General features: G+C 44.7%; 8 protein-coding genes. 6 read left to right on the top strand and 2 right to left on the bottom strand.

What is annotated here, in order from left to right:
* From sucA to sucD, 4 genes are all read left to right on the top strand, one after another.
* Positions 1 to 2,072, top strand: a 2,072-nt coding sequence (sucA, locus tag IQR33_RS09695) for a 2-oxoglutarate dehydrogenase E1 component (protein WP_228013825.1), incomplete at its 5' end; no start/stop codon positions are given.
* Between the two features lie 28 nt (positions 2,073 to 2,100).
* Positions 2,101 to 3,309 (top strand): 2-oxoglutarate dehydrogenase complex dihydrolipoyllysine-residue succinyltransferase, encoded by a 1,209-nt coding sequence (gene odhB, locus IQR33_RS09690; RefSeq protein WP_005382177.1) that lies wholly within the window; start codon positions 2,101 to 2,103, stop codon positions 3,307 to 3,309.
* Positions 3,310 to 3,522: 213 nt separating this feature from the next.
* Positions 3,523 to 4,689 (top strand): ADP-forming succinate--CoA ligase subunit beta, encoded by a 1,167-nt coding sequence (sucC, locus tag IQR33_RS09685; protein WP_005382179.1) that lies wholly within the window; start codon positions 3,523 to 3,525, stop codon positions 4,687 to 4,689.
* Positions 4,689 to 5,561 (top strand): succinate--CoA ligase subunit alpha, encoded by an 873-nt coding sequence (sucD, locus tag IQR33_RS09680; RefSeq protein ID WP_005382181.1) that lies wholly within the window; start codon positions 4,689 to 4,691, stop codon positions 5,559 to 5,561. Before sucC ends, sucD begins: the two co-directional genes overlap by 1 nt.
* 119 nt (positions 5,562 to 5,680) lie before the next feature.
* Here the strand turns inward: sucD and znuB are convergent, their stop codons facing one another.
* Positions 5,681 to 6,466 carry a zinc ABC transporter permease subunit ZnuB gene (gene znuB / locus IQR33_RS09675; RefSeq protein ID WP_005382183.1) on the bottom strand — a complete coding sequence of 262 codons (786 nt, stop codon included), beginning with the start codon at positions 6,464 to 6,466 and terminating at the stop codon, positions 5,681 to 5,683.
* A complete protein-coding gene (znuC, locus tag IQR33_RS09670) occupies positions 6,459 to 7,247 on the bottom strand; it encodes a zinc ABC transporter ATP-binding protein ZnuC (RefSeq protein WP_017634809.1) in 789 nt (262 codons plus the stop codon). The genes znuB and znuC overlap by 8 nt, the downstream gene beginning before the upstream one ends.
* Positions 7,248 to 7,325: 78 nt before the next feature.
* Between znuC and znuA the strand changes: the two genes are divergently transcribed.
* Together znuA and IQR33_RS09660 are read left to right on the top strand one after the other, a co-directional pair.
* Complete coding sequence (gene znuA / locus IQR33_RS09665) at positions 7,326 to 8,213, top strand: zinc ABC transporter substrate-binding protein ZnuA (RefSeq protein ID WP_176310841.1); 888 nt, start codon at positions 7,326 to 7,328, stop codon at positions 8,211 to 8,213.
* Positions 8,214 to 8,415: 202 nt separating this feature from the next.
* Positions 8,416 to 11,184: ligand-binding sensor domain-containing protein (locus tag IQR33_RS09660; RefSeq protein WP_193843672.1), on the top strand; the 2,769-nt coding region annotated here is incomplete at its 3' end.

Below are 11,184 nucleotides of genomic sequence, written 5' to 3'. Positions count from 1 at the left end.
GTGGGATGCGTGAAGTGGTTATCGGTATGGCTCACCGCGGTCGTTTGAACATGCTGGTGAACGTACTTGGTAAGAAACCTCAAGACCTGTTTGATGAGTTCGCCGGTAAACACGACGAAACTTGGGGGACGGGTGATGTGAAATATCACCAAGGTTTCTCTGCTGATTTTGCGACTCCAGGCGGTGATGTTCACTTAGCGCTTGCATTTAACCCATCACACCTAGAAATCGTAAACCCGGTAGTCATGGGCTCAGTTCGAGCACGTCAAGACCGCTTGGGTGATAATCAAGGTAGCAAAGTACTTCCTATCACCATCCATGGTGATTCTGCAATCGCTGGTCAGGGTGTGGTTGCCGAAACGTTCAACATGTCTCTTGCTCGTGGGTTCCAAGTTGGTGGTACGGTACGTATCGTCATCAACAACCAAGTAGGCTTTACGACGTCTAATCCTCGTGACACGCGTTCTACGATGTACTGTACCGATATCGCGAAGATGGTGCAGGCGCCAATTTTCCATGTAAATGCAGATGACCCAGAAGCAGTTGCTTTTGTTACTCGCATTGCATTGGATTACCGTAACGAGTTCAAGCGTGATGTCGTGATCGATCTTGTATGTTACCGTCGCCACGGTCACAATGAGGCGGATGAGCCAAATGCGACTCAGCCTTTGATGTACCAGAAAATCAAAAAGCATCCTACACCACGCAAATTGTATGCAGATGTTCTGATCGATAAAAATGAATCAGATATCGAGACAGCGACTCAGTTAGTCAATGAGTATCGCGATGCATTAGATCGCGGTGAAGTGGTTGTTAAAGAATGGCGTCCAATGGCGTTGCACTCTGTAGACTGGTCCCCTTACTTAGGGCACGAATGGGATATGGAGTGGGATTCAAAATACGACAAGACACGCCTTATTGAGCTAGGCAATCGTCTGTGTCAGTACCCAGAAAGCCATAAACTGCAAAGCCGTGTTAATAAGCTATACAACGATCGTCTAGCAATGATGACCGGTGAAAAAGCTATTGACTGGGGTATGGCTGAAACATTGGCATATGCTACATTGGTTGACGATGGCAAGCGTATTCGTCTTTCTGGTCAGGACTCGGGTCGTGGTACTTTCTTCCACCGTCACTCGGTTCTTCATAACCAAACCGATGCAAGCACTTACATTCCATTAGCGAATATTCATGACAACCAAGGGCCATTCCAAGTCTTTGACTCAGTATTGTCAGAAGAAGCTGTGTTGGCGTTTGAATACGGTTACGCAACAGCCGAACCAGGTGGTTTAACTATCTGGGAAGCACAATTTGGTGATTTTGCCAACGGTGCACAAGTTGTTATCGACCAGTTTATCTCGTCAGGCGAGCAAAAGTGGGCGCGTTTGTGCGGTCTTACTATGCTTCTACCTCATGGTTATGAAGGTCAAGGTCCTGAGCACTCATCTGCACGTTTAGAGCGTTACCTTCAGCTTTGTGCTGAGCAAAATATGCAGGTTGTGGTTCCTTCAACACCGGCTCAGGTGTACCACATGATTCGTCGTCAGGTTGTACGCCCAATGCGTCGACCTCTCATTGTTATGTCACCGAAATCTTTGCTGCGCCACCCTCTATGTACTTCAACGATTGAAGACTTGGCGGATGGTACATTCCAATCTGCAATTCCAGAAGTAGATGATTTAGAACCAAGCAAAGTGAAACGTGTCGTGTTCTGTGCTGGTAAGGTTTACTTTGACCTACTAGAGCAGCGCCGTAACAACGAGCAAGACGATGTTGCTATCGTGCGTATTGAACAGCTTTACCCATTCCCAATGGAAGAAGTACAAACAGCAATTGCTCAATACACTAACGTTGAAGACTTCGTGTGGTGTCAGGAAGAACCTCAGAACCAAGGTGCTTGGTACTGTAGCCAACATAACTTCCGTGCCGCTATTCCTGCAGGTGCAAATCTTAAATACGCAGGTCGCCCAGCTTCTGCTTCGCCAGCAGTTGGCTACATGTCGGTGCACTTGAAACAACAAAAAGCGTTGGTTGAAGACGCTCTGAACGTGAACTCAAAAACTTCGAATTAAGAACTAGAAGTTAAAGGAAGAAACAGATATGACAATTGAAATTCTGGTTCCAGATTTACCTGAATCAGTTGCTGATGCAACCGTAGCGACATGGCACAAACAACCGGGCGACGCAGTAGAGCGTGACGAGGTTTTGGTTGACATCGAAACAGACAAAGTTGTGCTAGAAGTTCCAGCTCCGGAAGCTGGCGTTTTGGAAGCTATTGTTGAAGCAGAAGGTGCGACAGTACTTTCTAAACAAATCATTGCTAAATTGAAGCCAGGCGCAGTTGCAGGTGAACCAACTGCAGACAAAACAGAAGGTACTGAAGCATCTCCTGATAAGCGTCACAAAGCTGCGCTTAGCGAAGAAAGTAATGACGCATTAAGCCCAGCAGTGCGCCGTTTGTTGGCTGAACATGGCTTAGAAGCAAGCCAAGTGAAAGGCACTGGTGTTGGTGGTCGTATTACGCGTGAAGATATTGAAGCGCATCTTGCGAACGCTAAATCTGCGTCAAAAGAAGACTCGCCAGCAGTGGTTGACGTGCCGGCAGCGGCTCGCAGTCAGAAGCGTGTTCCAATGACTCGCCTTCGTAAGACAGTCGCTAACCGTCTGCTAGAAGCGAAGAACAACACGGCAATGCTAACGACGTTTAACGAAGTGAACATGAAACCAATCATGGACCTTCGTAAGCAGTACAAAGATCAGTTCGAAGAGCGTCACGGTATTCGTTTGGGCTTCATGTCTTTCTACGTGAAAGCAGTAACAGAAGCGCTTAAGCGTTACCCAGAAGTAAATGCTTCGATTGATGGCGATGACATTGTTTACCACAACTACTTCGACATTAGCATGGCGGTATCAACTCCACGTGGTCTAGTTACACCTGTCCTAAAAGACTGTGACAAGCTTGGTTTCGCTGATGTTGAAAAAGGCATCAAAGAGCTGGCTATTAAAGGTCGTGATGGCAAGCTAACGGTAGACGAGCTAATGGGCGGTAACTTCACTATCACAAACGGTGGTGTGTTCGGTTCACTAATGTCTACACCAATCATCAACCCACCTCAATCAGCGATTCTTGGTATGCATAAGATCCAAGAGCGTCCGATGGCAGTGGATGGCAAAGTTGAAATCTTGCCGATGATGTACCTAGCGTTATCTTACGATCACCGCCTAATTGATGGTCGTGAATCAGTTGGCTTCCTAGTAACGATTAAAGAGTTACTAGAGGACCCAGCACGTCTCCTATTAGACGTTTAATATCGCTAAAACGTCTAGTTATCGTAGGTAGCTAGACGTTAAAAATTTCAATGGCTAGACTAGCTCAACGTTTGGCCTTCATTTGAATCCTTCAGTATGAGAACTCATGATGAAGGATTGATTTGAGAAGACCCTACAGACGTACAAGCAGCCAAGACTGCAGCGTTATGGAAATAATAAATCCCTTAAGGGAAAAACAAACGGAATATCGAAATGAATTTGCATGAATACCAAGCCAAACAGCTGTTTGCAGAATTCGGTTTGCCTGTGCCAGAAGGCTACGCGTGTGATACACCACAAGAAGCTTTTGAAGCCGCAGGCCGTATTAGTACAGCCAAGAAAGTAGTTAAATGTCAGGTTCACGCTGGTGGCCGTGGTAAAGCGGGTGGCGTAGAGCTACACGATACAAAAGAAGGCGTTAAAGAGTTTGCACAGAAGTGGTTAGGTAAAAACCTAGTGACTTACCAAACTGACGCTAACGGTCAGCCAGTAACAAAAATCCTTGTTGAAGAAGCTTCAAATATTGCGAACGAACTATACCTAGGTGCGGTAGTTGACCGTGCTAGCCGTAAGATCGTTTTCATGGCTTCTACCGAAGGTGGTGTGGAAATTGAAAAAGTTGCGGAAGAAACGCCGGAACTCATCCACAAAGCAGCAATTGACCCACTAGTAGGTCCACAAGCTTACCAAGGTCGTGAGCTAGCGTTCAAACTTGGTCTTGAAGGCGACCAAATCAAACAATTCGTTAAGATCTTTATGGGTCTTGGCACTATGTTCTCTCAGTACGATCTTGCTCTGCTAGAGATCAACCCACTTGTGATTACTGGCGAAGGCAACTTGCTATGTCTTGACGGTAAGATCAACATCGACTCAAACGCACTGTATCGTCAGCCTAAGCTTCGTGAAATGCACGATCCTTCACAAGAAGATGAGCGTGAAGCACACGCAGCTCAGTGGGAGCTGAACTACGTAGCACTAGACGGTAACGTTGGCTGTATGGTTAACGGTGCAGGCCTAGCAATGGGTACGATGGATATCGTAAACCTACACGGCGGCAAACCAGCTAACTTCTTAGATGTAGGTGGCGGCGCGACGAAAGAGCGTGTTGCTGAAGCATTCAAGATCATCCTATCTGATGACAATGTGAAAGCGGTACTTGTTAACATCTTCGGTGGTATTGTACGTTGTGACATGATCGCAGAAGGTATTATCGGTGCGGTTAAAGAGGTAGGCGTAAGCGTACCTGTTGTTGTTCGTCTTGAAGGTACTAACGCTGACCTAGGTCGCGAAGTTCTTGCTAATTCTGATGTTGATATCATTGCTGCTGAGTCGCTAACTGATGCTGCTCAGAAAGTTGTTGCTGCTGCGGAGGCTAAATAATGTCTGTATTAATTAACAAAGACACTAAAGTAATCTGTCAGGGGTTCACTGGTGGTCAAGGTACTTTCCACTCAGAGCAAGCTATCGCATACGGTACGCAAATGGTTGGTGGTGTGTCTCCAGGTAAAGGCGGCCAAACTCACCTAGGTCTACCTGTATTCAACACAGTACGCGAAGCAGTAGAAGCGACTGGCGCAACAGCGACAGTCATCTACGTACCAGCACCTTTCTGTAAAGATGCAATCCTAGAAGCGATTGACGCGGGTATCGAGCTAATCGTAACGATTACTGAAGGTATCCCTACTACAGATATGATCGACGTAAAAGTGAAGCTAGAAGAAACTGGCGTTCGCATGATTGGCCCTAACTGTCCGGGCGTTATCACTCCTGATGAGTGTAAGATCGGTATCATGCCTGGTCACATCCACAAGAAAGGAAAAGTAGGTATTGTATCTCGTAGCGGTACTCTAACTTACGAAGCAGTTAAACAAACCACTGACGAAGGTTTCGGCCAGTCTACTTGTGTTGGTATCGGTGGTGACCCAATCCCGGGTTCAAACTTCATTGATATCCTAAAACTGTTCCAAGAAGACCCTGAGACAGAAGCGATCGTTATGATCGGTGAGATCGGTGGTACTGCAGAAGAAGAAGCAGCAGCATACATTAAAGAAAATGTAACGAAGCCAGTGGTTTCTTACATTGCTGGTGTAACTGCACCTCCTGGTAAGCGTATGGGCCATGCTGGTGCGATTATCTCTGGTGGTAAAGGTACTGCTGAAGACAAATTCGCTGCACTAGAAGCGGCTGGCGTTAAAACTGTGAAATCTCTAGCAGAGATTGGCCAAGGTCTACGTGAAGTGACGGGTTGGTAATCGACCACACTACTTAATAAGTATTAAAAAGCCTGCGATTTCGCAGGCTTTTCTTTTTCCGTTTCCGTGGATTTATGTTTGTTGTTAGCAAGGTCTTTCGCGTTTAATACTCAATGCGATTATGCTTTGCTTTTAATCAGCTGGCTCAGCATAAATAAGGATGTTGCGCTGATCACTACGGAAGGGCCGGCCGGTGTATCGAAGTGCCATGATAGGCTAAGCCCCATCAGTACTGCCACAGAGCCAATAATGGATGCGAACAATGCCATTTGCTCTGGTGATGAAGAGACTTTACGTGCTGTTGCTGCTGGGATAATTAGGAGCGAAGTCATGATCAACGCGCCAACGAACTTCATACCTACTGCGATTACTACACCCACCATTAGCATTAACACCAATCTAACTAAGTCTGTATTCACGCCCTCAACAGCGGCAAGTTCTTCACTAACAGTGCTAGAAAGCAGTGGGCGCCAGAAGACGTACAAACACGCGCTTACCGCAACAACACCTGCGTAAATAAACATCAGATCTTGTGGAGAGACGGCAAGTAAGTCCCCAAATAGGTAGCTCATTAAATCGACGCGCACGTTTTCCAAAAAGCTAACCGATACTAAACCGATAGAGAGTGCACTGTGTGCCAAGATACCTAACAACGTGTCTGTAGCCACAAGTTGTTGCTTTTGCAGAGTGACAAGCAAAACGGCCAGAGCTAAACAGCAGACGAGTAGCGCAAGGTAGAGATTTACGTTGAGCAAGAAGCCCAGCGCTAGGCCCATTAACGATGCATGAGCTAGGGTATCTCCGAAGTAAGCCATTTTACGCCAAACGACAAATGACCCAAGTGGACCGGCAATGATCGCGATACCAATACCAGCAAGAATAGAAGGTAGGAGAAACTCAATCATGATGGTGATGTCCGTGTTTATGGTGGGAGCATGATATCGCATCACCGCTTACTGGCGTTCCGGATAAATCGTGATGATGGTGCTCATGGTCGTGATGATAAAACGCGAGAGACTCTCTCGCTGCATTGCCAAATAGTGCGATGTAAGAAGGGTGCTGAGTAATAGTGGCAGGTGAACCTGAGCAGCAAACATGGTGATGCAGACAAATAACATCGTCCGTTTTCGCCATCACTAAATGTAAGTCATGCGATACCATAAATACGCCACAATCAAAGCGGTGACGAATGCTCTCAATTAAGTCATAGAGATCGATTTGACCTTGGATATCCACCCCCTGAGCTGGTTCGTCTAATACCAATAGCTGAGGACGTTGAAGCAGAGCGCGAGCCAGTAACACTCGTTGGTTTTCACCACCGGATAAGCGATGCATATTACTATTAAGTAAATGTTCAGCGCCAACAAGCCGTAATGCATCAATGCACTCCTGCTTACTGTATTTTCCTGCTAAATTTAGAAAGCGGGTTACATTCAATGGAAGGGAGTCATTGAGCTTCAACTTTTGAGGAACGTAACCAATTTTCAGTTTTCTTTGTCGGTTCAACTTGCCGCTAGTTGGCTTTTGAAGACCTAAGATAACTTTGACTAACGTTGATTTTCCCGCTCCATTGGGACCAATTAGGGTAGTTATTTTGCCCTTTTCTAATTCCATACTAATGTTATCGAGAACTCTGCGGCCATCGAACTCGACGCATAACTGCTCAAGATGGACTAAGGAAGACATGAATGAAACTCATTTGCAAATCAATAATGTTATAATGTAACATTATCTCACTTTCCACGCCATATCCCAAGTAAAACTATGAAAAGAGCATTAATTCTTGCTGCCTCAGCAATGTTAACACTGCCAGCACAGGCGGTAACGGTACTGACGAGTATCAAACCTATTCAGTTGTTAGTAACAGAGCTTACTCAAGGAGTAACTTCACCAGACGTGCTATTGCAGTCTAACACATCACCCCATGACTATGCTTTGCGTCCATCGGATGTTAAAAAGGTCGCTTCGGCTGATTTGGTTATCTGGTACGGACATGATCTTGAACCGTTTCTAGAGAAAGTTGTTTCGGATAGATCGAATACTTTGACTATTAGTCAAATTCCAAATCTAGAATTGCGTGAATTTGATAGTGAGCACAACCATGACCATGATGGGCACGATCATGGCTCACATGATCCGCACTTTTGGCTAGGTGTAAGCCAAGCACAACAAGTGGCCAAGGCTGTTGTGAATCAACTTGTATCACTTGATCCGGAAAATGCAGCTCAATATCAAGCGAACCTCAAAAAGTTTGAACTCGAGCTAAAAGACACTGACCAACAGATAAAGCAGAAGCTGGCACCAGTAAAAAGCAAAGGTTACTTTGTATTCCATGATGCTTACGGTTATTTCGAAGATCGTTATGAACTAAATCAAATGGGGCATTTTACTGTGAGCCCAGAACGCAAGCCAGGAGCGAAGACCTTAATTCAAATTCGTCAAAAGCTAAGTGGTGGAGATGTGGCTTGTGTATTTTCTGAACCTCAGTTTACCCCGGCTGTCGTTCAGAGCGTAATGAGAGGCAGTGATGTCGCTAAAGGCGAGCTTGACCCGTTAGGGAGTACAATTGAAGCAAAACCTGGCAGTTACTTTACTTTTCTCAACAATATGGCGAATAGTTTTGAGCAATGCTTGAACAAAAAGTCAGATTAAGTGCTGTCGTAATGTAGGAGTAGTCTTTTTAACGTGATCCAGTAGTAAGAATTACAACCTTTGGTAAGGCGAGCCTTTTCTCAGAAAGTAATTGAGATATCATTACCAATAATTATCAGCTCAAAATAACCGTATAAATCCATGTTTTACAAACGATGAACGGTCACTTTCAGAGCACAAATTGATACAAAAGGTTTTCGTCTTGCTACGCCAATTAGCCCTTGCTCTGTTGGGCTTTATCTTATCCTACCAAGCATTTGCGCTTCATAATGCAAATGCAATCTTTTACCCTTTGCCAACTCAGGCAAAGGGTACTTTTATCGCGGCTAAAAAGTTGTTCTTGGGTGAAAAGGGCGGTTTGTGGATTCATGACGTACACGGGAGAGTCCTGTTTTACGATGGTCAAACTATATTGCCTAAATCAGGTAGCTTCCTACAAACGTCGGCCAAGCAGTTGGCTTATCATAAAGGTGCTTTTTGGACCTTTATTGAAAATGAGGTCTATCGAACTTATCCAAATCAGGAGCGACGTTTAGTCTTTAGTTTAAATCCAGGCTCACAAATAAGAAAAATAGGGTCTTCAAAGAACTATATTTGGGTGAGTGATGGCGCGCATTTCTATACCTACAATATCGACACTAGCGAGTTAAACTCTTTCTCTCTATTGCAGCTCTATCAACATAGTAATAATAGCTACGTTTACATTAATGATGCGGTGCTAGTTGAAACGAAGTGGGCACTAGCAACGACTTCCGGCTTCTATCTTTCTGAAGGTGATAAGTTTGACCATGTCGCTGCCTCAGGTCAAAACTACATTGAGAAAGTCTATTATTCACACACGCGAAGAGAAATTTTGATAGGTACATTGCGTGGCGCTTTAATTTTCAACATTTACCAGCCTGATAAAGAAGTGATTAGAATTGGCGGCTCACATGTTTTGACATTCGCAGAGACAAATCAAGAGTACTGGGTGGGGACAGAGCATGGCCTTTATTTGTACTCATTTTTTTCAGGTGAGGTCACCGAAGTCGCGCCTGCAAGTTTTCTTGAGTTAGAGTTAGATAACACGAAGATTTATTCGTTGTTGAGTGACAATATGGGAGGGATGTGGATTGCGACTAACCAAGGTATTCGTTATTACTCGCTATTTAGTAAAAAATTTGAACGAGTGACCTTTAGTAGTTATGACTCACACACCCTATCAGGACGAATTCGGCAAACTATTGAAGGTCCTGATGGTGCGCTTTGGTTTGCTGATGACCGAAAGATTTATCGTTCAGGAAAGAGTGGGATTAACCAAGTCTTAGAGTTGGAGTCGCAGATCAATGAATTTGCGTTTCAAAACGGCATGCTTTGGCTTGCAACCTCAAAAGGGCTGGAAATATTTGAGCTAAATGGTCTCAACAAGATTACATTTCCTTATTTACAGGTTATGGCCGGACATGCCGTAGAGCATGTGACCGTTGATGGTGATGACCGTCTTTGGGTATCAAGCGGATACCATCTTTACAATGTTGATACTGCTGCACAAAGCGTACGAAACTTTGGAAGTGAGTGGCTAGTAAGTCAGTATTTGCCTGCTAAGGTTACGCGCCTATATGATACTGAAGATGCCCTATTAATAGGCACCGATCATGGCGTATACCAATACAGTAATGACAACATCCAGTTTATCCGTTTTTCAGAAAAGTTTGGTGAATCATTAGACATGACCACGGCGGTTGATGGCAGCCAGTGGTTTGCTTCATCTTATGGTGTGTTTAAAACTGATACACGAAGCGATGAAAAACGTGTTGTTGAAATGAGTGAGCCCAACGCCAGACCTGCTTGCTTGATCAGAGACAGGCAAGGTGTATGGTTAGCTTCCTCTGTCGGTTTAAGCTATTACCACCTTTCGGGTGAGTTAGTGAAACATTACGCATCGTCATCAGGCTTAATGAACAATGAGTTCCTCCCTGGTATTTGTAGCGTTATACAGCAGACAGAAATTGGTGAGCGAGAGCTTGTTCTGGGGTCGAAGTACGGACTCGTAAAAGCAGAAGCATCCAAGCTGCTTGTATCTAATCCCCCAGAGTCTAAGTTTATTGTTAGCCAAGTTGTGCTTGAAAATGAAGTTCTGCAAGTTGGTAGTGCCGATCTGAATGGGATCACACTGCCATATGGATCTTCGCTGAGTTTTTTATTCGGTGTGATGCCAAAACCAGACAGTCAAAATTTGTACTATCGATTGAACAACGATGACCCATGGCAAACGTTAGAGGGGGGCCAACTGACACTCGAGCACCTTAGTTCCGGTGAATATCACTTGCAGGTCAGTAATGAGTCTCAAGTTGCCACTGGAGTCGTTGGTTTAGAATCTCACTTTATCGTCCTTCATCCTTGGTATCTATCGCGATTTGCTATTTTAGGCTTTGTCGTAGCTAGTATTGCGGTCGTCGCATTACTTGTTTTCTGGCGCTCTCGCTACGTTGTACAGGCTAACCGTGATCTAGCAGCTCAAGTGACTCTCAAAACGAATCAGTTAAGACATCAAAGTAGAGTGTTGCTTACGAGCAACCAGCAATTACGTAAACAGATTCAAGTTAGAAACCTACTCGTAGACCATGTAGCTCTATCCATAAAATCAAGCGTCGACTTTATTGTGGCGAAACTACCTATGCCTCTGGATACTGCGACAGAGGATCATTTGGCTAAAACGAATTGGCAGTTAAATGAACTCAAAAGTGTTCCAAGTGATGTAAGTGGTGGGAGTCAGAACTACAACTTGAGTCAGATAACTCAGTCAGTGGTTGATGTATGGCAAGATGACTTTGCAAAAGCGGGTATTTTGGTAGAGCTAGAAGATGAGAGTAAGCAGAGCCGGGTTGCTCTGGAAAGCTTTAATCTTGATGTTATTTTCAATAGCATTTTTGCCAATATCATCAAGCGCTCTTTCCGGGGTCAAACGGTTAGAATTATGCTAGAAAAGGGG

This window comes from Vibrio sp. OPT46 (genome assembly GCF_015163535.1).
In the GTDB taxonomy this organism is placed as follows: Bacteria; Pseudomonadota; Gammaproteobacteria; order Enterobacterales; family Vibrionaceae; genus Vibrio; species Vibrio alginolyticus.
This window is presented reverse-complemented; position numbering and strand designations above follow the sequence as displayed.